Raw genomic sequence first — 22,379 nt, 5'->3', positions numbered from 1 at the left:
AGGTTGTTTGTGTACTTCGCTTATTCGGCCGATTCGCTGACGGTAGCATTCACGAACTGGAAATAATCCACGTTCCGCAGGCCCGCTACTTCGCCAATCACAATCACAGCCGGATTGCCCACATTGGACTCCTCTACCTTCTCGACTATGTCTGAAACGCGGCCCACAACCACCCGCTCGTCGGGCAGTGTCCCGTTTTGAACGATGGCGACCGGCGTTTCCGCTTTGCCAACCTGAGTGAACAGGGCGGCAATCTGCTCCAGTTTATGCATACCCATCAGAATCACGACCGTAGCCGACGATTGAGCCGCTAACTGAAGATCTCCGGAAAGCTTGCCTTCTTTTGTCGTACCCGTTACGACCCAGAAGCTTTCGGAAACCCCGCGCGTTGTCAACGGAATGCCCGCGCTGGCCGGAACGGCGTAACTACTTGAAATACCAGGAATCACCTCCGTCTCGATACCGTATTGGCGGGCGTACTCCATTTCTTCGTACCCGCGGCCAAACACGAACGAGTCGCCACCTTTCAGGCGCACCACATGGCCGTACTGCTGGGCGTAGTGCACGATCAGCGGGTTAATATCTTCCTGCATGCACGAATACGCACCCCGGCGTTTGCCGACGTAGACCTTGAGTGCCTCGGGACGGCAATAGTCCAGCAACTCAGCAGACACCAGCGCATCGTACATGACGACGTCGGCGGCTTTGAGGGCCTTAATACCTTTAAGGGTTATCAGTTCCGGATCGCCAGGACCCGCACCTACGAGGGTTAACTTCATTGGTTCAATTAGTGAATGAGTGAATGAGCGAATTAGTGAATGTCTGGAATTGTATTCGCTCATTCACTCATTCACTCTTTCGCTCATTGAATTAGCTGTCTTGTGCCTGTGTCAGTTCCTGCAATTCCGGAGCGCCCTCGATCTCAATCTGATGTTCGCGGTACGCTTGTACGCTGGTTAGGAAACCAGTGGCACGGGTGATGAACTGCCGGGCAAATTCTTCGGACGGTTCCTGCTTATTAATGCTGAACACCAGTGACTTGAAATCGCCTTCCGCTTCGTGGAAGCCGTTTTCGCCGACGAAGGTTTTGTCAAAGTCGCTGACAATCCCGTGCTGGGTGTTGGTCGGCACGTCGCGGCTCATCAAAGCGGCTTTGGCACCGGTGATGAACGTATTGTACGCGTGGTAGATGGCGTCGGCCCAGCGGCTTTCAGCCAGGGCTTCGTTGGCCCAGCCCAGTTTCTCCTGCGCTTCGGTCAGGGTGGTAGCCACGAGGTCGAGGATTACGCTGGCGCATTCGCCCACACCCACTTCCGTAACAAACTGCTCGGTATGATCCCAGTCAACGTAGTCGCTGTCGATCACGGTTTTCAGGTCGGCCAGCGGCTTCAGCAGCGTGTAGAAATAATTCTTCCCCTGCCGGGCGTAGTAATCGCTGTAATACTCGCCGTCGAACGCATTGGTCTCGAAGTCACGCAGCAACACGCGCAGCGAATCCGGTCCGCGTTTGGTCGGGATTTTGATGACCTTATCGGCAATCAGGCCTTCGCCTTTGCCATTGAAACCACCGCCCAGCAGCACCTGAAGGGCGGGCAGTACATACGCGCCGTTTTTCAGCGATGAGCCGTGGTAGCCAATGTTGGCCACCGAGTGCTGACCGCAGCCGTTCATACAGCCGCTGATCTTGATCTTGATGTCGTCGTTGAAAACAAGGTCCGGGAACTCCTCACGCATCATCGTTTCCAGCGCCCGCGTAATGCCGTAACTGCTCGAAATCGCCAGGTTACAGGTATCCGTACCGGGGCAGGTAGTAATGTCGGCGGTGGTGTCGAAGCCCGGCTCAGCCAGACCCAGGGCGTTTAATTCGTTATAAACGGCCGTCAGATCTTCAGGCCGGATATAACGAAGCAGGTAGCCCTGGTTTACCGTTACGCGAATGTCGTCGGCTGCGTACTTTTTCACAATGCCGGCCAGCGCCCGTGCCGTGTCGGACGACATGTCGCCGAGCAGGACCCGTAGCTGGACCGCGTACCAGCCTTTTTGTTTTTGCTCAAACACGTTGGTTTTGAACCAGGTATTGAGTTTTGTATCGGTCGTTTCCAGTTTGAATCCGGAGGCTTCTGGCCGATCAGCGCGTACTTCCAGGGGTAAGCCTGGAACCTGATACTGCTTAACCCGTAAAGCCGGCGTTTCCTCCTCGATCCGGCGGAGCATTTCGTCCAGGCCGAGGTCGTTGAGCAGGTATTTCATCCGGGCCTTATGGCGTTTGGTCCGTTCGCCGTAGCGGTCGAACACGCGGATAACGCCCTCGATGAACGGGATAACGCGGTCTTCTTCCAGAAACTCAAAAGCCGTCTGGGCCGGGAAGGGCTGCGCACCCAGGCCGCCACCCAGCATAACTTTAAAGCCACGTTTGCCGTCCTGAACACGAGCTACCAAACCTACATCGTGCATATAACCGTAGGCCGAATCCTTCTCCGACGACGACACAGAAATCTTGAACTTACGGCCCATATCCTGACAGATCGGGTTACGCAGAAAGTAATCGAAGATCGTGTAGGCGTAGGGCGTAATGTCGAAGGGCTCCTCGGGGTCGATACCCGCGCGGGCCGAACCCGTTACGTTCCGGACGGTATTGCCGCAGGCTTCTTTCAGCGTAACGCTGGCATCTTCCAGATCGGCCCAGAGCTGGGGGGAATCAGCCAGTTTTACAAAGTGAAGCTGAATATCCTGACGGGTAGTGGCGTGGAGATTGCCGGTCGCGTAGCGGTCCGATACGTCAGCAATGCGAACAAGCTGATCGGCCGTAATGCGTCCGTGGGGCAATTTGATCCGAATCATCTGCACCCCCGGCTGACGCTGGCCGTACACCCCCCGGGTAAGCCGAAACTTACGGAAGTGTTCGTCGGTCATGGAGCCGGAAACGAAGCTGCTGATCTTTTTTTCGAGGTCCAAGATGTCGCGCCGGGCTGCCGTACTGACATTCTCTGAGATTCGGATAGACATAATAGTATGTAGTCTATAGAATTAATCAACTAATACAAAGAAACAAAGGCCGGAACCCCGGCGCTTTGTCAATCAATGTACAATAATAAAGCAATTATGCCATGGTATGGTTCCGGCGTTCACTAACTTTTCGTTATGAAGGATAATCAAAAGTTATCAAAGCCAGACCGCGTGCCAACCAGTTTATGCTTCTGCTACCAGCATAACGGCGCCTACTGTTACGTTCGACGTTTCATCAATGAGGATAGCGCTGCCCGTAGCCCGGTTGTGGTTGTACGGATCGAAGCTGATCGGCTGGGCGGTGCGGAGCACTACCTTGGCTATATCGTTCAGTTTCAGATTTTCTACGCCTTCGATTTCTTCGTAGGTATTGACGTTGACCTGGTACGCAATCTCGCGGATCGAGCAGCGCGTCCGGAACGTACCCACCTGCAGCAGGTATTTGCTGCCCACTTTACAGTCTTTGGTGTCCATCCAGCACAGCATAGCCTCGGCGGTCTGGGTTACCACCGGCTGACTATCCGACCGGATAATAAGGTCTCCGCGGCTCACGTCTACGTCGTCGGTCAGGTGCAGCACTACCGACATGGGGGAAATCGCTTCGTCGTAATGCGTTTCGGCAACTTCAATGGCATCGATGGTCGACGTTTCGCCTGAGGGCAGGATCGTGACGGCATCGCCTTTGCGAAAGACGCCACTCGTAATCCGACCGGCGTAGCCCCGGTAATCGTGCAGTTCGGTCGTTTGCGGACGGATCACGTACTGTACCGGAAACCGGGCCTGATCGACATTGAAGTCATCGTCAACTTCAACCGTTTCGAGGTAATTCAGCAGCGTTTGCCCTTCGTACCACGGCATATTGTCCGATTTATCAACGACGTTGTCGCCGTTCAGGGCGCTCATTGGAATATAACTTACGTTCGTCACGTTCAGCTTCTGCGCCAGTTCGTTGTACTGGATGCAGATGTCGGAGAACACATCCTGCGAGTAGCCGACGAGGTCCATCTTGTTGACTGCCACGACGATATGCGGAATGCCCAGCAGCGACGCAATGAGCGAATGCCGACGGGTTTGCTCTACCACGCCATGCCGGGCATCGACCAGTACAATGGCCAGCTGGCAGTTCGACGCGCCCGTCACCATGTTGCGGGTGTACTGAATATGACCCGGTGCATCCACAATGATGAATTTACGTCTGGGCGTCTGAAAGTAGCGGTACGCCACGTCGATGGTAATGCCTTGTTCGCGTTCGGAGCGGAGGCCGTCGGTCAGCAGCGCCAGATCGACCGGAGCCGCACCAGCGGACCGGCCAGAACCTTCCCCGTTGTCGCGGTTTTTACTGGCCCGTTCGATGGCTTCCATCTGGTCGGCCAGGATGGATTTTGAATCGTACAGCAGGCGGCCGATGAGCGTACTTTTGCCATCGTCGACGGAGCCTGCGGTTATAAATCGTAGGAGATCCATAGTATTGAATTAGAACGAATAATTAGCGAGCCAGTCGATAGGTGTCGCAACATTGACATCGGCTGCTCTAAAATCATCCGTGTTACGTGTTATGATATCAGTTGGTCACGGCAAATTTTTCCATGATCGAGTCGTGAGCCACTTTGTAATGCGCATGAAGGATGTAATAGACTGTCACCAACGTCAGGACATTTACGTAGGCATTTATTTTCTCCTGTTCAGCCAGATCAAAAACCGCAGCGGCCGAGAAGCAATTAGGCTCCCGGCTAGCCAGCAGATCAATGACAACGTTGGTGTCGATCAGAACAACTGGCTTCATTTTAAATGTTTCTTCCTTACCGCTTGTTGGCGGCTTGACTCCTCGTCAATGGTTGCCAGCATTGGAAAAGCTCCCAGTAGAGAGGCTGTCTTGGGAGAAAGCTTCTTTTCCATGGGAGTTGAAGAGGCAGGTGCCTGAGGTTTGTTTTCGCTCTTCACATCTACAAAGGGAAGGCTTTTCAACAATTCCAGCACGAACGAAGCCTTAGTGTCGGATACCTCAATGACAATCTGCATAGCGCGTTGCTTTAAAAATACCCTCCCTTTTTCCGATCTTCCATAGCCGCTTCGCTCATCTGGTCGTCCATGCGGGTTTCGCCCCGTTCGGAGATGCGCGTGGCCTGAATTTCTGTAATGACCGAGTCGAGCGTATCGGCTGTCGACTCAACGGCGGCTGTGCAGGAGATGTCGCCGACGGTCCGGAACCGAACCCGGCGCGTTACGATCTGGTCGCCTGCTTCAGGTTTAATGATACCGCCTTCGGTTGCCATCAGCTTGCCGTCGCGCTGGATCAGTTCGCGCTCGTGGGCGAAGTAAATGTTGGGCAGCGCAATGTTCTCGCGCCGGATGTAGTTCCACACGTCGAGTTCGGTCCAGTTGGAAATCGGGAATACCCGGACGTTTTCGCCCTTGTGAATTTTACCGTTGTAGAGGTTCCAGAGTTCGGGGCGCTGGCGTTTGGGGTCCCACGAGCCAAACTCATCCCGAACGGAGAACACCCGTTCCTTGGCGCGGGCTTTTTCCTCATCCCGGCGGGCCCCTCCGATGCAGGCGTCGAACTCAAACTCTTCGATGGTGTCGAGCAGGGTAAACGTTTGCAGGCCGTTGCGGGTAGCATTACGGCCGGTAGGTTCCTTCAGTTTCTTCTCGCGAATGGTATCTTCAACGTAGCGAACGATGAGCCGCTCGCCCAGGCTTTCGGCCAGGTGGTCACGGAAGTCGAGCGCTTCCTGGAAATTATGTCCCGTATCGATGTGCACCAGCGGAAACGGGAATTTACCCGGCCGGAAGGCTTTACGCGCCAGATGCACCAGCGTGATCGAGTCTTTACCACCCGAAAAGAGTAAGGCTGGCCGTTCAAACTGCCCGGCTACTTCCCGCATGATGTGGATCGCTTCGGATTCGAGCTGATCGAGATAGTCAAGTTTCATTTGCAACAGAGTTGTTGAATGATTGACTTGTTGAGTGATTGAATGCCTACTCAATTCAATCATTCAACAAGTCAATCATTCTATTATTTAGCGTGTAGTCCGCATTCCTTCTTTGAGTTGTCTTCCCACCACCAGCGACCGGCGCGGAAGTCTTCGCCTTCCTGAATGGCGCGGGTGCAAGGCTGGCAGCCGATACTCACAAAACCCCGGTCGTGCAGCGGATTGTATGGTACGTTGTTGTCGCGCACGTACTCCTTCACCTGTTCGAACGTCCAGTCCATCAGTGGGTGGAATTTAAACAGGTTATGGCCACCGTCCCATTCAAGCTGGGTCATGCCCTGCCGGTTCTGCGACTGTTCGGCCCGGATGCCGGTGATCCAGATTTTGTTACCCGCCAGCGCCCGGTTCAACGGCTGAACTTTGCGAATGAAGCAGCATTCTTTCCGGTTTTCGATGGAATCGTACATGCTGTACGGTCCTTTCTCGGTCATCAGTTTTTCAACGGCTGCCTGATCGGGGAAGTACGTATCAATTGTTGTCGCGTAGCGGTCGTTGGTTTTTTTCCAGACCGAATACGTTTCCGAGAACATCCGGCCCGTATCGAGGGTGAAGATCTTGATCGGGATGTCGTTGGCGAGGATCAAGTCCGTAATGACCTGGTCTTCGTAGCCAAGGCTGGTTGAAAAGATCACCTCGCCCGGAAACAGGTCAGCCAGCGTCCGAAGGCTTTCCACTTCGTTTTTGCCGGCTAACTGCTCGGTCAGCGCTTCGAGGGTGTACGGTTGTGCAGCTATCATCTGGTTTTAACGGTATACGTCGGGGTCAATTCGAATTACTTCCACAAATTGCCCGTGCAAATGGTCGAAATCTTTATCGGTTGTAATAAGAACAGCATCTAACATAGAAGCAGTTGCTGCTATCCATAAGTCATTTTTACCCATGTTGCGGGCTGAACTACCAAGAGGGCGGCCCATTAACTTGCTTTGACTAAAAGCGTCAATCTCAGCGTAGTTCTGGATGATCGGCTCAAGGTTTATATCTACAATGGTCAATTGCCGTAAAATTTCAATCAATAACTCTCGTCGCTTTGGACCCCAGTTATTCTGCAAACACAGCGACCAAAGTTCGCCAACTGTCACAGCCGAGATAAATGGTTTAGCATGTTCGCTCAAAAGGCCATATTGCTTATCGAGAGCAACCGACAAAGTTGATTTTTTCAGATAAGCGAGGACAATGTTAGTATCCAGTAAATGCATCATTTGCCGATCTGGCTGGTCAGGTCTTCCCAAGATTCTTTAATATCTAATTGGTCGACCAACTGATCAAAATACTGACGGTTCATCGGTTTTGCCGTGGCTACTACCGTTTGCTTAATCCGCTCATCTTCCCGGTTAAAGGACTTTTGCATCTTTATTTTGAAATAAGTGGGTGTCAAACCTACTATTTCAGCCGCCTGTTCCAGCGTTAGTTCGCCTTTTTCGTAGAGCGAGCGAGCCAGTTCCCAGCGCGCAACCGCCGGGTCAAGCGAGTCGGGTATGTTCAGCGTTAGTGTCTTCATGGCGTCGTTCGGCGGTTTAGCTTGATCAGAAGATACCGGTTATTTCAGCGCTACCGGCTTGCCGCTTTTCGCCGACTGCCGGGCTGCGTCCAGAATCTCCATAACGATCATGTTCGTTTGCAGGGAAGACAATCCGTCTTCTTTTTTGGTTTCATTTCGCACGACGGCAGCCAGATACGCAAACGGGTCGACAGCCGGTGCTTCGGTCTGAGCTACTTCCTGAGCCTGCTCTGTTTTGTCGTCTTTCAGGCGAACGCGCATTCGTTTGCCGTCCAGTGTAAAGACGTAGCCATGCTGGCCGTACACCTCCATGTCTTTCCGGCTGAACGGCCAGTTCCACGATGCCTGAATCACGGCCTGCGCTTTTGGATACGTCAGGATGATGGTGGCTTCATCGTCGACTTTCGGATAAATATCCGGTTTGATCTGCTGGGTCACGGCCGTCACGGTCAGGGGGCGCTGGCCCTTCAGCAGCCACGTAGCCAAGTCGGCCCCGTAGCAGCCGAAATCGAAGAGGGCACCGGCACCGTTGGTGACCGGGTCGGTCAGCCAATCCAGAAATTCTTTATTTACGCCGATCTCCTTCGGACCCTGGTGACCGTCGTGGACGACAATCTTCCGGATGTCGCCGATGGCCCCGTCATTTACCAGGTCGTAGGCTTTGTGGTTACTACCGTACCAGGTCGTTTCGTAGTTGGTCAGCAGGTGGATTTTGTGCTTTTTCGCCAGGGCTTCCATCTGTTTCGCGTGGTCGAAGCTGACGGCCAGCGGTTTTTCTACCATCACATGAATGCCGCGTGGCGCGCAGATCTGCACTGTTTTCAGGTGGTCCACAATCATGCCGAAGTCGGTCACTGCTTCCGGCTTTGTCTTGTCGAACATCTCCTCAACGGTCGGGTAAAGGAGGCTCATCGGCAGCTTATGCTGCTTCAGAAACCGCTCGGCCAGCTCGCGGTTCGGCTCGGCGATACCGACGATTTCGATGTCGTCCTGTTTGGCCCGGCCCAGTATCCAGTGAACATGCGTATGCACCAGGCCCACCACGCCGACGCGAACCGGTTTTTTGGGTGCCTGGGCGTTGGCAGAGGAGCCTATCAATTGAACCACCAGTAGTACCAGAAGGGCTATCTTAATCATGAGAGAAGCTAAAGGAATAAGTTGTTTCCAAAATAAGCAACATGGAAGCGCCTTCTACCAGCCTTACGTAATTATGCTACCTTTTCTTTAGTAACCTCCGCACTCACTTCGGCTGCCTGAGTAAAATCGTCGATTAAATCCTCAATCGCTTCCAGGCCCACCGACACGCGAATCAGGCCTTCCGTAATGCCCAGCGCGGCTTTCTCATCCGGCTTGAGTTTGGCGTGGGTCGTGGTGAAGGGGTTGGTAACAATCGTTCGTGAATCGCCGAGATTCGACGACAGCGTCGGAATCTGCAACGCATCGTAGAACGCTTTGACCCGCTCAAACCCACCGTCCAGCTCCAGCGTTACGATGGCACCACCCGCCGACATCTGCCGCTTAGCTAACTCGTACTGCGGATGCGACGGCAGAAACGGGTATTTTACGGTAGCCACGTCGGGGTGCTGCTCAAGTGCCTGGGCCAGTTTCAGCGCGTTTGAGCAATGCCGTTCCATCCGCAGATCGAGCGTTTCGAGACTCTTCGACAGAATCCAGGCGTTGAAGGGCGACAGCGACGGCCCTGTATGCCGCGCAAAGAACCGGATCGGCTGAATCAGATCCGCCCGGCCCACGACGATCCCGCCCAGTACGCGCCCCTGCCCATCCATGAACTTCGTGGCTGAATGCACTGATAAATCAGCCCCCAGCTCAATCGGTGTTTGCAGAATCGGGGTGGCAAAACAGTTATCGACGTTCAGGATAAAGCCGTATTTCTCTTTCAGCCGAACCAGCATGGCCAGATCGACCAGTTCGAGGCCGGGGTTAGACGGCGTTTCCAGATACACCATGCGGGCGGCCGGTCTTGTGGTATTGGGTTGGATGGCCTTTTCCCATTCGGCTTCGGTGGCCGTAGCGTCGACGTACGTATACGTTATGCCCCACTTACTCAAAATCTGGGTAATAATCTGGTGCGCCGAGCCAAACAGCGCCCGGCAAGCCACAATGTGGTCGCCGGATTTCAGCAGACTGGCCATGCTCGCAAAAACGGCCGCCATGCCCGTTGCCGTGGCAATGCCTTCGTCGGCCCCTTCCAGCATACACACCTTATCGACGAACTCCGTTACGTTCGGGTTCGAAAAGCGTGAATAAATGTTGCCTTCTTCGGTTTCGTCGAACAGCGCCTTCCCCTGTTCGGCACTCTCAAATGTGAAACTCGACGTCAGAAACAACGGCGTTGAGTGTTCGCGGTACTGCGACTGATCCGTCTGCGTACGAATAGCTTTGGTTTGTTTTCGCATGGTATTCAACGGACGTTGGCAATAGGTCTACTGTCTACCAGCCAGGGGCTGATAACCAATACCCAACGTCAAAGAACTGATAAAATATTCCGTAAACTTACGATAATCACCACAACCCCGACCAGAATCATCATGGCTTTTACGGGGATCCGCTTGGACAGATGCGCGGCAATGGGCGCGGCAATCATCCCGCCCAGCACCAGCCCGACGACCACCTGCCAGAACTGCAGACCGATCAGGGTGGCGAACGTGAGAGAACTGGCCAGCGACACAAAAAATTCAGCCAAGTTGACCGAGCCGATGGTGTAGCGTGGATGCCGGCCGCTGGCAATCAGCGTCGACGAGACAATAGGTCCCCAGCCACCACCGCCGATCGAGTCCATCGTGCCGCCAAACCACGCCAGCCAGCCGACCCGCTTGAGCCGCTGCTTCCGGCCAGTGCGCTTGGCCATCGCCTTGCGAATAATCAGGATACCCAGGATGGACGTATAAACGGCTACGGCGGGTTTGATGAAGCCGGAGTACTGCTCCAGCGTAACGAGCACATAAGCCCCCAGAAACGCCCCGATAACGCCCGGTACCACCACGGTCCGGAACAGCTTCTTGTTGACATTGCCGAACCGCAGGTGCATGTAACCCGAAACCCCACTGGTAAAAATTTCGGACGCGTGGACGCTGGCGCTGATGGCCGCCGGCGATACCCCGGCCGTCAGCAGGAACGTAGAGGCCGTAACGCCATACGCCATGCCGAGTGCCCCGTCGATCATCTGCGCGATGAAACCGCCGAGAATATAATAAAAAATGTCCTCCGAAACGGGAATGGAGTGGTACAACAGCGTCAGCCGGTCGAGGGTAACGTAGCCGAACACGAGGTGCCCAACGATCATCAGGGCCAGAGCCGCCGATACGTAGATGGCTATTTCGGTCCGTGTCCGCCGACGCAGCAGCACCGACTGCTTACCTACCAACTGCGCCGGTTCGGCAGGGGCCGGAGTGGTGGTGTGTACCTGAGCCAGCGGAAAGTACGTCCGTAGAGCCTCAGCCTGTCGGGTGGCGTCCTCGCCTTCAAGCGTGATACGCAGGCCGTTCAGATCAAACGGGAGCCGTGATGTGGGAACAAGTTCTTCCGTTGATGGAGACGTATCGTCCGGCTGAATCTGCATAGTGAATAAAGTATATCGAATTAATATACTAACCGTCTTATGAAAAACGCCACTTATTTGTGGCGCCCTGGCGATGAAGCATTGATGGCGCAAAGAAACGGATTCTTTTGCGCATTAACAAAAAATTGGCTGTTCGGTTCCTTTACCCGTGTAGATAAAAAAGCCGGATGACTTCAAACATTATACCGGGCAATGTGATTGCACAGGGTATGAACACTACTGTATACCCTGGCGAACCCTTTCCATTGGGTGCCACCTGGAAAGGTGATTCCGTTAATTTTGCTATCTACGCTGAAAATGCCGTTGGCGTTGATCTTTGCTTGTTTGATACAGCCGATGGCGATACTGAACCCCTTAAAATCCGCATGAAGGAGCGGGATCATCACGTGTGGCACGTGTGCGTTCCCGGACTTAAACCAGGGCAGCTTTACGGTTATCGGATGTACGGCCCGTATGAACCCGAAAACGGTCACCGATTCAATCCCCATAAACTCCTGCTCGATCCGTATGCGAAGGCCATTGCGGGGACCATCGAATGGGACGACGCCCTGTTTGGCTATGAGGTAGGCCACCCCGACGAAGATCTGAGTTTCAGTGACGTGGACAGTGCCCCGTTTATTCCCAAATCGGTCGTTGTCGACCCTGAGTTTGACTGGGAAGGGGATAAACCGCCAAGAATTCCTTACCACCTGTCGGTTATTTACGAAACCCACGTGAAAGGGTTTACCAAAATGCACCCCGACATCCCTAAAAAACTGCGGGGTACGTATGCGGGACTCGGCCATCCGGCGGCTATCGACTACCTGAAAAAACTGGGTGTTACGGCGGTCGAACTCATGCCCGTTCACCAGTTTGTCAATGACCGGCACCTGGTGGAGAAAGGGTTGTCGAATTACTGGGGGTACAACACCATCGGGTTCTTCGCGCCGGATGTGCGCTACTCCGGCAGTGGGGTGCACGGCGAGCAGGTGGTGGAGTTTAAGAACATGGTGAAGGCGCTCCACAAAGCCGGTATTGAAGTCATTCTGGACGTTGTGTACAACCATACCGGCGAAGGCAACCACATGGGGCCAACGCTGTCGTTCAAGGGAATCGATAATGCGGCCTATTACCGCCTGAACGGCCGGCATTACATGGACTATACCGGAACCGGCAATACGCTCAATGCCATGTATCCGAACGTACTGCGCCTGATCATGGACAGTCTGCGGTACTGGATTCTGGAGATGCACGTCGACGGGTTCCGCTTCGACCTGGCCTCGACGCTGGCCCGGGAACTCCACGAGGTGAATCGCCTGAGTGCCTTCTTCGATATTATTCACCAGGACCCGGTCATCTCGCAGGTGAAGCTCATTGCTGAGCCGTGGGACATCGGCGAAGGCGGCTATCAGGTGGGTAAATTCCCGCCGGGCTGGGCCGAATGGAACGGTAAATACCGCGACTGCGTCCGGGACTACTGGCGCGGGGCCGACAGCATGCTGGGCGAGTTTGCCGAACGCTTTACGGGCAGCCCGGATCTGTATAAAGAAGACTACCGCCGACCAACCGCCAGTATCAACTTCATTACGGCCCACGACGGGTTTACGCTCAATGATCTGGTGTCGTACAACGAAAAACACAACGAAGCCAACGGCGAAGACAACAACGACGGCGAAAGTCACAATCGTTCGTGGAACTGCGGTGCCGAAGGGCCAACCGACGACAAGGTGATCTGCAGCCTGCGCGACCGGCAGAAACGAAATCTTCTGACCACCCTTTTCCTGTCGCAGGGCGTACCGATGCTGGTGGCGGGCGATGAATTTGGCCGGACTCAGAACGGGAACAACAACGCCTACTGCCAGGACAATGAAATCTCGTGGCTCGACTGGTCGAAGGTGGATGACAAACTGCTTGAGTTCACCCGGAAACTGATTCATCTACGGAAAGATCACCCGGTATTTTGCCGCCGTCGCTGGTTCAAAGGCCAGCCGATCAAAGGGGTTGGCGTTGAAGATATTGCCTGGTTCCAGCCCAACGGCGAAGAAATGACCGAAGAAAACTGGAGCCACGACTTTGCCAAATCGCTGGCCGTGTTCCTAAACGGACGGGGGATTCGGTCGCTCGGCCCGAAAGGTGAACACATTCTGGACGATAGTTTCTTCGTCATCTTCAACGCCCATTACGAACCGCTTACGTTCTCGCTGCCCTCGAAGAAATGGGGTAAAAAATGGCGTAAGGTGCTGGATACCAGCGAGGACTTGATTGAGGAAGAGGGAGATGTGTACCAAACCGGCGAGTCCATCCTGGTCGAAAGCCGATCGATCGTGGTACTTATGCAGCCATACAGCGGATTATGATGCCATCAGTTGACGTAACAAAACGAACTCTGGGCGTAAATTTTACGTCAGCCGGGGAGGCCCAGGTGGTAGTCTGGGCTCCCCTCCTCAACGGAATTGCCTTGTCCGTCACAGGGGGGCAGACCGTACTCCCGCTGGACAGGCAGGAGTACGGCTACTGGACCCTCACGACGAACCAGCTGAAGCCGGGAGATCTGTATCAGTTCTACCTGAACGGCGAAATTGAACGCCCTGATCCGGCATCGCTGGCGCAGCCGATGGGCGTACACGGCCCCTCGCAGGCGATCGACCTTTCCAGCGTGCCGTGGACCGACGGAGACTGGCCGAACCTGCCGCTTAGCGAGTACGTCCTGTACGAACTGCACACCGGTACGTTCACGCCCGAAGGAAATTTTGCGGCCATCGAAGAAAAGCTTGATTACCTGAAAAGCCTGGGCGTCAACGCGATCGAAATCATGCCGGTCGCGCAGTTTCCCGGCCCGCGCAACTGGGGCTACGACGGCGTGTACCCGTTTGCGGTACAGAACTCCTACGGCGGAGCGCTGGGTTTGAAGCACCTGGTTAATACCTGCCACCGGAAGGGAATAGCGGTCGTTCTCGACGTAGTGTACAACCACATGGGGCCGGAGGGTAATTACTTCCGCGATTTCGGGCCGTACTTCACCAACAAGTACAATACGCCCTGGGGCGAAGCCATCAACTTCGATGATGCCTATTGCGACGGCGTCCGGCGGTATTTCGTGGAGAACGTTCTGATGTGGTTTCGGGATTTTCACATCGACGCACTCCGGCTGGATGCGGTGCACGCCATCAGGGATTTCAGCCCAACGCACATTCTGAGAGAGATCAAACAGCACGTCGATCAGTTGATGGCGCAAACCGGTCGGCAGCATTACCTGATCGTGGAACTGGATTTGAACGATACGCGGTTCATCAACCCCCTCCATGAGCAGGGGTACGGCATGGATGCGCAGTGGATCGACGAGTTCCACCACGCGCTGCGCGTAACGGCAACCGGCGAACAAAGCGGCTATTACTCCGATTTTACGGGCATCCGTCACCTGGCCAAGGCCTACCGGGATGCCTACGTGTACGACGGTCAGTATTCGCCCCATCGGAACAAGGCGTTTGGCATTCGGGCGGAGACTAATCCGGGGCAGCAGTTCGTCGTTTTTTCGCAGAACCACGATCAGGTAGGCAACCGGATGCTCGGCGAACGTACCAGCCAGCTCGTGAGCTTCGAGATGCAGAAGCTGATGGCCGGCGCGGTGCTGGTCAGCCCGTTTCTGCCGATGCTGTTCATGGGGGAGGAGTGGAGCGAACCGCACCCGTTTCAGTATTTCGTAAGCCATACGGACCCCGAGCTGGCCGAAGCCGTGCGCAAAGGGCGAAAAGCCGAATTTGCGTATTTCCACCTCGAAGGCGAAGCGCCCGACCCGATGTCGGAAGATACGTTTCAGCTATCAAAACTGCAGTGGGACTTGCTGGACCAGGAGCCGCACCAGACCATGCTTCGCTTTTATCAGACGCTGATTGCCCTGCGCAAAGAGCACCCGGTCCTGCGCCACCTGAGCCGCAACGACCTGGACGTAATGGCGAACGAAGGGCAGAAAACCCTGGTGCTGCACCGCTGGCATGCCGGTCAGCATGTGGTGTGTCTGATGAATTTTTCGCAGGAACCGCAGACCGTTACGCTCCCCAACCATACGGGGCCGTGGCAAAAACTGCTGGATTCGGCGGACCCGCAGTGGAACGGACCATCGGCCGCCCCTGAAACCGTTTCCGCCAACGAGCCCATGTCGCTGCAACCGGAGTCGATCGTGGTTTATGGCTAGTGCCGGATGGACCGGCTGTTCGGTGGTGTGCCGTCAGTTTCCCGGAACGGCCGCAGGCGGTTGTTCACCACGGGTTCACACCACACCACAGCCTTAGAATCGCAGCGTTACAAGTTGATTTTCGGGCTGGTCAGACGTAACATGTACTGTTCACTTAACATCCCTGGCGTCGCTTCGGAAGTCCGATCAGCGGTGTAGAAAACCCCAACCCCATGAATAATCCTGTTTCTACGTATCGTCTTCAGTTTCATAAAGACTTTACGTTCGACGATTTTGACCGAATTCTACCCTACCTTCAGCGGCTGGGCGTAGGCACAATCTATGCGTCGCCGATATTCGCTGCCCCATCGGACAGTACGCACGGCTACGACGGCGTTAATCCGCACAACATAAACGCCGTAATCGGTACCGAAGAGCAGCTCCGGCAGATCAGCAGCCGGCTCAGCGAACGAAACATTGGCTGGCTGCAGGATATTGTGCCTAATCACATGGCCTTTGACCCGGGTAATCCGTGGCTGATGGACGTGCTGGAAAAAGGTCAGCTTTCGTACTACGCCCAGTTTTTCGATATTGCTTGGAACAGCGAACTCTACCACGGCCGCCTGATGGTGCCGTTTCTGGGGTCTCCTCTCGATGAGGTAATTCAGCAGGGGGAACTGACCGTCGCGTATCAGGAGGACCGGTTCGTGTTCAGCTATTTTGATTCAGTGTATCCGCTGCATCTGCGCTCCTATGCCACGGTGCTGCTGGCCGATGGCGAGAAAAACCAGGCGGTTCAGCAACTGCTGGTGCAGCTGGAGCAGATTCACCAGATCGACGATCAGGATGCCTACGCAACGCGGTTCGTTGAACTGCGGCTACAACTGGCCTCGCTGATGAAGAACGAGGTTGTCAACGACTACGTCAATGCGTGTCTGGACATCATCAACCGCAGCCCCGAAAAAATAAAGCAGATCGCCGACGAACAGGTGTATCGGCTGGCCTACTGGCAGGATACCGACAAGCAGATTAACTTCCGCCGGTTCTTCACCGTAAACGGCCTGATCTGCCTGAATATGCAGGATCCGTACGTGTTTGAACACTACCACGAGTTCATCAAACAACTGCTCGACGAAGGGGTGTTTCGGGGACTACGGGTCGATCACATCGACGGCCTCTACGATCCCAGCGGGTACCTCCGGCAACTCCGTGCCTTGGCTGGCGAAGAGGCCTACATCGTCGTTGAGAAGATTCTGGAGCCGGGCGAGGACCTGCCGAAATGGTGGCCGATTCAGGGCAATACGGGGTACGATTTTCTGGCGTTCGTCAACAATCTCTTTACCCAGAGCCGCAGCGAATCGGCCTTCACGGAACTGTACCGCAAACTGGTGGGCGAGGAAGCCGCTGTGCATGAACAGATTCATGAGAAGAAGGCTTACATTCTGTACGAACACATGGCCGGGGAGCTCGACAACCTGTACCACCTGTTCATGGAACTGAACCTGGTCGACGACGAAACGGCCGTGAACCCGGAGGTGTTGAAGCACGCCATCGGCGAATTTCTGATTCGCTGCCCGGTTTACCGCTACTACGCCAACGACTTTCCGCTGGGCGAAGAAGAAACGCAGGCCGTGCAGGCCATACTGGCCAGCATCCGGGAAAGCGAACCCGTAACTACCCCCATTGCCGTTGTGCCGCCGGCTACCGACAAGCCCCTGGCCCTGGCCGTTGATGTGCTCGAAACGGTGCTGCTGAACAAACCTCTGGGTGGCGACGAAGACTATAACCGCCGGGTGGCCCGATTCTACCAGCGGTGCATGCAGTTTACCGGTCCGCTGATGGCCAAGGGCGTGGAAGATACGCTGATGTACACCTACAACCGATTCGTCGGGCATAACGAGGTAGGCGATTCGCCCGAGGTTTTCGGCATCTCGCCCGACGAGTTTCACCGGACGATGCAGGAGCGTCAGAAAAACTGGCCATTGTCCATCAACGGTACGTCGACGCACGACACCAAACGCGGTGAGGACGCCCGCGCCCGCCTGAACGTGCTGACGGATCTAGCCGAGGAGTGGGTCAAGTCCATTCCGGAATGGCAGAAGCTGAATGCTGACCTGAAGCAGACGGATGGTCCCGATGCCAACGACGAGTATTTTATCTACCAGACCCTGATCGGTACCTACCGGATGCCGAATCAGGACGACGATGACTATGCCAATCGTATCCAGCAGTATCTCGAAAAAGCGCTGCGTGAAGCCAAGCGGCATTCCAACTGGACAACACCTAACGAAGCCTACGAAAACGCGGCCAAGGCGTTTGCCGTGGGCCTGCTGGATAAAAAACGGCCCTTCTGGAAAACCTTTGAAACGTTTCACCGGAAAGTAGCCGATTTCGGGGTCGTCAACTCCCTGTCGCAGGTATTGCTCAAGTTTACCTGCCCCGGTGTACCCGACGTATATCAGGGCACCGAATTGTGGGATTTCAGCCTGGTTGATCCCGACAACCGGCGGGCTGTTGGTTACGACCAGCGTGAACGGTGGCTCGACGAACTCGAAGCCCGTGCCGAGGATAAACCGGCGGACCTCTTGCAGGACTTGTGGGATAACCGCTTCGACGCCCGCATCAAACTCTGGCTCGTACACACGCTGCTGAACGAGCGGAAACTGGCCGCTGACCTGTTCGCCGAGGGCGACTACATCCCGCTTCAGGTGGCGGGTCAGTACAAAGACTACGTCATGGCGTTTGCCCGGAAGCACGCGCAGCAGTGGTACGTAACGGTCGTGCCCCTCCACCTGGCAGACCTGAGCCGACGGCAGAAAACGGAGATTCCGGCGCTCGACTGGAAAGATACCCGGATTTTGCTGCCGGATGATGCCCCCGCTGCTTGGGAGCATCTTTGGCTGAAAACGACGGGTACCGTTGATCAGGGTATTGCCATGCAGGACATCGTTGGACCGTTGCCGCTGGCTGTACTCAAACTGCAACGACAGCCGAAAGACCGGAATGCGGGGGTTCTGCTGGCCGTTACGTCGCTGCCGTCGGCGTTTGGGGTAGGGGATGTTGGCCCGGAAGCCAAGGCGTTTGCCGAGTTTCTGAGCCGCAGCCGACAAACGTACTGGCAGTTGCTGCCGCTCAGCCCAACCGAAGACCGGCAGGGCCATTCGCCCTACAGCGCCATCTCCAGCATGGGCGGCAATACGTTGCTGATCAGTCCGGAACTGCTGGCGGCCGACGGATTAATCGATCCGGCGGACTTGAAACGGTACCAGCTGCCGGTTCAGAGTCAGGCTGATTTTACCGCTGCCGAGCGCATCCGCGATGAACTGTTCGAAAAAGCCTGGCAGCACTACCAGCAGGGAAAAGCGGCCCACCTGCACCAGCCGTTCCGGCAGTTCTGCGAACGGGAGGCTGCCTGGCTGGACGATTATGCGCTCTACGTCGTGCTGAAACTGCGCCACGATAAACAGCCCTGGTTCACGTGGCCGGATGAGTATAAATTACGGCAGCTGGATGCCCTGGCTCAGGTCGTAACCGAAGCCGCCGAAGCCCTGAACAAAGTGAAATGGCTGCAATTCCTGTTCTTCCGGCAGTGGAGCGACCTGAAAACGTACTGTAATAACCTCGGCATCCGGATCTTCGGCGACCTGCCGTTTTATGTCAGTTACGATTCGGTCGACGTCTGGTCGAACCCCGATATTTTCTGCCTGGATGACGAAGGAAACATGACCGGCGTGGCGGGGGTGCCCCCTGATTATTTCAGCGAAGACGGGCAGTTGTGGGGGATGCCGACCTACCGCTGGGACGTCCTGAAAGCGCGCCAGTACGACTGGTGGATCAACCGGGTGCGGAAAAACCTGGAGCTGTACGATGTGGTTCGGCTGGATCACTTCCGGGCGTTTGCTGACTTCTGGGAAGTGCCGGCGGGAGAGAAAACGGCTCGTAATGGCCAGTGGAAGCGTGGCCCCCGCGCCGAGTTTTTCCAGGTGCTCCTGGACGAGATCGGTGATCTGCCCTTCATTGCCGAAGACCTGGGCGACATCGATGAACCGGTTTATGAATTACGCGATATGTTTGCCTTTCCCGGTATGCGGGTGCTCCAGTTTGCGTTTGGCGATACCATGCCGGAGTCGCTCTACATTCCGCATAATTTCACTACGCCGACGTGTATTGCCTACACCGGAACCCACGATAACAACACCACGCGGGGCTGGTTCAAGGAAAACGCCAAAGCGTATCGGAAGCAACTGGAGCAGTACACGGGCCTGTCGGTGACGGAGAAAACCAGTCATCTGGTGCTGGCCCGACTGGCCTACGGTTCAATCGCTCAGACGGCCATTCTGCCCATTCAGGACGTGTTGGGGCTGGATGAAACTGCCCGGCTGAACACACCCGGCTCTTCGGAGCACAACTGGCTGTGGCGACTGACGCCCGGCCAGCTAACGACTGCGGCTGAACAGCAGCTCAGACAGTGGACCGAGTTGTACAATCGCTGAGGAAGCAGAGGAGTCAGGTGGTAAGACTGGTGATCAGCTGGATGGTTACGCGAACCTCCTCGCTGAGCAGCCAGCTCTTATTGCCAACGCCGAAATCGAGCCGGTTGATGGTAAACTGACCCGTGAACGTACCGCGACCGTCTGCCTGGGTGTAGGTGAACGGTACGTCGATGGGCCGGGTAACGCCCCGGATCGTCAGGTTGAAGGTGCCCACAAAACTGGTTTCGTTGACCCGCCGGATGCGCGTAGACTGCATCAGCATGCGCGGGTACGTTTCGGCGTCGAAATACGCCTTACTCTGAAGGTGGCTGTCGCGGGGAAACAGGCCCGTGCGGATGCTGGCTACGCCCACCGAGGCACTGAGCTGGCTATCGGTCGGGTGGTCCGGATTAAACCGAACGCTGGCTTTCAGATCGGAGAAAGAGCCATTGACCGTCAGGCCGGCGTTCTTTATCCTGAACGTAACGGCATGTTCCAGAACCTGCCCCGTCGGGGCTGCCTGTTTGAAGGGACTCAGCCACAGCAGCGTAATAAGAATTAATTCGTTTGCCCACATACCACAGCCAGCCAGAACCGCCTGGCGAAACATACGAGAAATTACGGCCTCATCCCACCAGGGTAGTACAAAAAAAGCACGCCGGTTCGCGTGCCTTTGTCTTATTCTCCCATGTGCGTGGGAGTCAGGTGCTCGAGTTCTTCGTAGTCAAATAACCGTGACCGGATAATGAAGCGAATGCCGAGCGGAATTTCAAGGGAGAAACTGGCCCCCCGTCCGGGTGTTACGTCGACGGTGAGGTGCGTATGTTTCCAGTACTCAAACTGGTCTTCCGACATCCAGAAATCACACCCTTCAATCTGACCCAGCCATACGTCCGACGAGCCGATGATGAAGTCACCTTTGGGAAAGCACATCGGCGAAGAGCCGTCGCAGCAGCCTCCGCTCTGGTGGAACATCAGCGGACCGTGCTGGTCGTGCAGTTTGTGGATGATCTCAGCCGCAGCGGGCGTCACATCGACGCGGGAAATGGTTTGGGAAGTCATAATGAAGGGAGAAAAGGAGGAAAGGAGAGGTAGGAAAGGGATTGAATTCTGTTCTCCCTCCTCCTTTTCTCCCCCTTCCGCCTGTTTAAAAGAAACCAAGCTTACTCTTGCTGTACGAAATCAGCAGGTTCTTCGTCTGCCGATAGTGATTCAGCATCATGTGGTGGTTCTCCCGGCCAAAACCCGATTTCTTGTACCCGCCGAACGGAGCGTGGGCCGGATACTGGTGGTAGCAGTTGACCCACACCCGACCCGCCTGGATGGCCCGCGGAATCTGGTACAGCTCGTGCGCATCGCGCGACCAGAAGCCGGCCCCCAGACCATACATCGTGTCGTTAGCGATCTCAAGCGCTTCTTCCGCATTTTTGAAGGTCGTTACCGAAACGACCGGGCCGAAGATCTCTTCCTGGAAGACGCGCATCTTGTTGTGACCCTTGAAGATCGTCGGCTGGATGTAGTAGCCCTGCTCCAGACCGCCGTTCAACGTAGCCGGACCGCCACCTGTCAGCACCTCGGCACCCTCTTTCTTGCCGATGTCGATGTACGACAGAATCTTTTCATACTGGTCGTTCGAAGCCTGCGCCCCCATCATCGTATCCGGGTCCAGTGGGTGGCCCAGTTTGATGGCTTCCGTACGCTGAATGACCCGCTCGATGAAACGATCGTACGCTTTCTCGTGGATCAGCATCCGCGACGGGCAGGTGCAGACTTCGCCCTGGTTCAGGGCAAACATCACGGCCCCTTCCACGCACTTGTCGAAGAACTCATCGTCGGCGTCGGCGACCGATTCCATAAAGATGTTCGGCGACTTACCACCCAGCTCCATCGTAACCGGAATGAGGTTTTCCGACGCGTACTGCATAATCAGACGGCCCGTCGTGGTTTCGCCCGTGAAGGCTACCTTAGCCACGCGCTTCGACTGCGCCAGTGGCTTGCCGGCCTCCGGACCAAACCCGTTGACGATGTTGACCACACCCGGCGGAATCAGGCCTTCGAGCAGCTCCATCAAAACCAGAATGGAGGTCGGAGTCTGCTCGGCGGGCTTCATCACTACGCAGCAGCCGGCAGCCAGGGCCGGAGCCAGTTTCCAGGTGGCCATCAGCAGCGGGAAATTCCAGGGAATAATCTGGCCCACCACGCCGATCGGCTCTTTGATGATCATCGATACGGTGGTGCTGTCCAGTTCGGCAATGGAACCCTCTTCGGCGCGGATCACCCCGGCGAAATACCGGAAGTGGTCAACGACCAGGGGCAGGTCGGCGGCCATCGTTTCGCGAACGGCTTTACCGTTTTCTACCGTTTCGACCCGAGCCAGAAACTCCAGGTTCTGGTCGATGACGTCGGCAATCTTCAGCAGCAGGTTACTGCGCTCCGTCGCCGAGGTTTTGGACCACGACGCGAAGGCTTTGTGGGCGGCATCCAGAGCCAGCTCAATATCAGCCGCTTTTGAGCGGGGCACACGAGCGATGAGGCTGTTGTCGACCGGTGAGTGATTGGCGAAATACTCACCATCTACGGGAGCGACCCACTTACCACCAATGTAGTTTTCGTATTGGGTCTTGAACATCGGCCGGGGCAGAATCTTGCTGGGGGCTTCTAGTACGTCCATGTTGTAGAA

General features: G+C 55.6%; 19 protein-coding genes. 4 read left to right on the top strand and 15 right to left on the bottom strand.

What is annotated here, in order from left to right:
* Positions 1-20: 20 nt before the first annotated feature.
* From cobA to DYU11_RS13035, 12 genes are all read right to left on the bottom strand, one after another.
* Complete coding sequence (cobA, locus tag DYU11_RS13090; protein WP_119668108.1) at positions 21-779, bottom strand: uroporphyrinogen-III C-methyltransferase; 759 nt, start codon at positions 777-779, stop codon at positions 21-23.
* Between the two features lie 91 nt (positions 780-870).
* On the bottom strand, positions 871-3,006 hold the full coding sequence (locus DYU11_RS13085; RefSeq protein ID WP_119668107.1) for a nitrite/sulfite reductase: 2,136 nt from the start codon (positions 3,004-3,006) through the stop codon (positions 871-873).
* 183 nt (positions 3,007-3,189) lie between these two features.
* Entirely contained in the window at positions 3,190-4,470 is a 1,281-nt protein-coding gene (locus DYU11_RS13080; RefSeq protein WP_119668106.1) for a sulfate adenylyltransferase subunit 1, read from the bottom strand.
* Positions 4,471-4,567: 97 nt separating this feature from the next.
* Positions 4,568-4,789, bottom strand: coding sequence for a PIN domain-containing protein (locus DYU11_RS13075; protein WP_119668105.1), 222 nt, complete (start codon positions 4,787-4,789; stop codon positions 4,568-4,570).
* Positions 4,786-5,025, bottom strand: a complete 240-nt coding sequence (locus DYU11_RS13070; protein WP_119668104.1) for a hypothetical protein — start codon at positions 5,023-5,025, stop codon at positions 4,786-4,788. The genes DYU11_RS13075 and DYU11_RS13070 overlap by 4 nt, the downstream gene beginning before the upstream one ends.
* A gap of 11 nt (positions 5,026-5,036) precedes the next feature.
* Positions 5,037-5,939, bottom strand: a complete 903-nt coding sequence (gene cysD, locus DYU11_RS13065; protein ID WP_119668103.1) for a sulfate adenylyltransferase subunit CysD — start codon at positions 5,937-5,939, stop codon at positions 5,037-5,039.
* A gap of 83 nt (positions 5,940-6,022) precedes the next feature.
* Positions 6,023-6,736 carry a phosphoadenylyl-sulfate reductase gene (locus DYU11_RS13060; protein WP_119668102.1) on the bottom strand — a complete coding sequence of 238 codons (714 nt, stop codon included), beginning with the start codon at positions 6,734-6,736 and terminating at the stop codon, positions 6,023-6,025.
* Between the two features lie 6 nt (positions 6,737-6,742).
* Entirely contained in the window at positions 6,743-7,198 is a 456-nt protein-coding gene (locus tag DYU11_RS13055) for a PIN domain-containing protein (protein WP_119668101.1), read from the bottom strand.
* Positions 7,195-7,497, bottom strand: coding sequence for a hypothetical protein (locus DYU11_RS13050; protein ID WP_119668100.1), 303 nt, complete (start codon positions 7,495-7,497; stop codon positions 7,195-7,197). The genes DYU11_RS13055 and DYU11_RS13050 overlap by 4 nt, the downstream gene beginning before the upstream one ends.
* Positions 7,498-7,536: 39 nt before the next feature.
* Positions 7,537-8,634: a Gfo/Idh/MocA family protein gene (locus tag DYU11_RS13045; RefSeq protein WP_119668099.1), complete on the bottom strand. Its 1,098-nt coding sequence runs from the start codon at positions 8,632-8,634 to the stop codon at positions 7,537-7,539.
* A 71-nt stretch (positions 8,635-8,705) separates the two neighbouring features.
* Positions 8,706-9,914, bottom strand: a complete 1,209-nt coding sequence (locus tag DYU11_RS13040) for a trans-sulfuration enzyme family protein (RefSeq protein WP_119668098.1) — start codon at positions 9,912-9,914, stop codon at positions 8,706-8,708.
* A gap of 68 nt (positions 9,915-9,982) precedes the next feature.
* Entirely contained in the window at positions 9,983-11,077 is a 1,095-nt protein-coding gene (locus DYU11_RS13035) for a sulfite exporter TauE/SafE family protein (protein WP_119668097.1), read from the bottom strand.
* A gap of 39 nt (positions 11,078-11,116) precedes the next feature.
* Between DYU11_RS13035 and DYU11_RS33810 the strand changes: the two genes are divergently transcribed.
* The 4 genes from DYU11_RS33810 to treY all read left to right on the top strand — a co-directional run bounded on the left by DYU11_RS33810 (position 11,117) and on the right by treY (position 19,720).
* Positions 11,117-11,248, top strand: coding sequence for a hypothetical protein (locus tag DYU11_RS33810; RefSeq protein WP_262697106.1), 132 nt, complete (start codon positions 11,117-11,119; stop codon positions 11,246-11,248).
* Between the two features lie 38 nt (positions 11,249-11,286).
* Positions 11,287-13,413 carry a glycogen debranching protein GlgX gene (glgX, locus tag DYU11_RS13030; RefSeq protein ID WP_119668330.1) on the top strand — a complete coding sequence of 709 codons (2,127 nt, stop codon included), beginning with the start codon at positions 11,287-11,289 and terminating at the stop codon, positions 13,411-13,413.
* Complete coding sequence (gene treZ, locus DYU11_RS13025; protein ID WP_119668096.1) at positions 13,410-15,248, top strand: malto-oligosyltrehalose trehalohydrolase; 1,839 nt, start codon at positions 13,410-13,412, stop codon at positions 15,246-15,248. Before glgX ends, treZ begins: the two co-directional genes overlap by 4 nt.
* A gap of 212 nt (positions 15,249-15,460) precedes the next feature.
* A complete protein-coding gene (gene treY / locus DYU11_RS13020) occupies positions 15,461-19,720 on the top strand; it encodes a malto-oligosyltrehalose synthase (RefSeq protein WP_119668095.1) in 4,260 nt (1,419 codons plus the stop codon).
* Positions 19,721-19,733: 13 nt separating this feature from the next.
* Here treY and DYU11_RS13015 read toward each other — a convergent pair whose 3' ends face one another.
* The 3 genes from DYU11_RS13015 to DYU11_RS13005 all read right to left on the bottom strand — a co-directional run bounded on the left by DYU11_RS13015 (position 19,734) and on the right by DYU11_RS13005 (position 22,370).
* Positions 19,734-20,309 (bottom strand): YceI family protein, encoded by a 576-nt coding sequence (locus tag DYU11_RS13015; protein ID WP_119668094.1) that lies wholly within the window; start codon positions 20,307-20,309, stop codon positions 19,734-19,736.
* Positions 20,310-20,377: 68 nt separating this feature from the next.
* Complete coding sequence (locus DYU11_RS13010; RefSeq protein WP_119668093.1) at positions 20,378-20,761, bottom strand: DUF779 domain-containing protein; 384 nt, start codon at positions 20,759-20,761, stop codon at positions 20,378-20,380.
* An 85-nt stretch (positions 20,762-20,846) separates the two neighbouring features.
* Positions 20,847-22,370, bottom strand: a complete 1,524-nt coding sequence (locus tag DYU11_RS13005) for an aldehyde dehydrogenase family protein (RefSeq protein ID WP_119668092.1) — start codon at positions 22,368-22,370, stop codon at positions 20,847-20,849.
* Positions 22,371-22,379 lie beyond the last annotated feature (9 nt).

The organism is Fibrisoma montanum (assembly GCF_003583365.1).
Lineage (GTDB): Bacteria > Bacteroidota > Bacteroidia > Cytophagales > Spirosomataceae > Fibrisoma > Fibrisoma montanum.
This window is presented reverse-complemented; position numbering and strand designations above follow the sequence as displayed.

Coding starts and splice junctions, on each gene's coding strand:
- DYU11_RS33810 (WP_262697106.1), top strand. CDS start 11,117: ATGAAAAACGCCACTTATTTGTGGCGCCCTGGCGATGAAGCATTGATG.
- DYU11_RS13085 (WP_119668107.1), bottom strand. CDS start 3,006: ATGTCTATCCGAATCTCAGAGAATGTCAGTACGGCAGCCCGGCGCGAC.
- DYU11_RS13075 (WP_119668105.1), bottom strand. CDS start 4,789: ATGAAGCCAGTTGTTCTGATCGACACCAACGTTGTCATTGATCTGCTG.
- cysD (WP_119668103.1), bottom strand. CDS start 5,939: ATGAAACTTGACTATCTCGATCAGCTCGAATCCGAAGCGATCCACATC.
- DYU11_RS13015 (WP_119668094.1), bottom strand. CDS start 20,309: ATGTTTCGCCAGGCGGTTCTGGCTGGCTGTGGTATGTGGGCAAACGAA.
- DYU11_RS13005 (WP_119668092.1), bottom strand. CDS start 22,370: ATGGACGTACTAGAAGCCCCCAGCAAGATTCTGCCCCGGCCGATGTTC.
- DYU11_RS13050 (WP_119668100.1), bottom strand. CDS start 7,497: ATGAAGACACTAACGCTGAACATACCCGACTCGCTTGACCCGGCGGTT.
- DYU11_RS13040 (WP_119668098.1), bottom strand. CDS start 9,914: ATGCGAAAACAAACCAAAGCTATTCGTACGCAGACGGATCAGTCGCAG.
- cobA (WP_119668108.1), bottom strand. CDS start 779: ATGAAGTTAACCCTCGTAGGTGCGGGTCCTGGCGATCCGGAACTGATA.
- treY (WP_119668095.1), top strand. CDS start 15,461: ATGAATAATCCTGTTTCTACGTATCGTCTTCAGTTTCATAAAGACTTT.
- DYU11_RS13045 (WP_119668099.1), bottom strand. CDS start 8,634: ATGATTAAGATAGCCCTTCTGGTACTACTGGTGGTTCAATTGATAGGC.
- DYU11_RS13070 (WP_119668104.1), bottom strand. CDS start 5,025: ATGCAGATTGTCATTGAGGTATCCGACACTAAGGCTTCGTTCGTGCTG.
- DYU11_RS13080 (WP_119668106.1), bottom strand. CDS start 4,470: ATGGATCTCCTACGATTTATAACCGCAGGCTCCGTCGACGATGGCAAA.
- glgX (WP_119668330.1), top strand. CDS start 11,287: ATGAACACTACTGTATACCCTGGCGAACCCTTTCCATTGGGTGCCACC.
- DYU11_RS13035 (WP_119668097.1), bottom strand. CDS start 11,077: ATGCAGATTCAGCCGGACGATACGTCTCCATCAACGGAAGAACTTGTT.
- DYU11_RS13055 (WP_119668101.1), bottom strand. CDS start 7,198: ATGATGCATTTACTGGATACTAACATTGTCCTCGCTTATCTGAAAAAA.
- DYU11_RS13060 (WP_119668102.1), bottom strand. CDS start 6,736: ATGATAGCTGCACAACCGTACACCCTCGAAGCGCTGACCGAGCAGTTA.
- treZ (WP_119668096.1), top strand. CDS start 13,410: ATGATGCCATCAGTTGACGTAACAAAACGAACTCTGGGCGTAAATTTT.
- DYU11_RS13010 (WP_119668093.1), bottom strand. CDS start 20,761: ATGACTTCCCAAACCATTTCCCGCGTCGATGTGACGCCCGCTGCGGCT.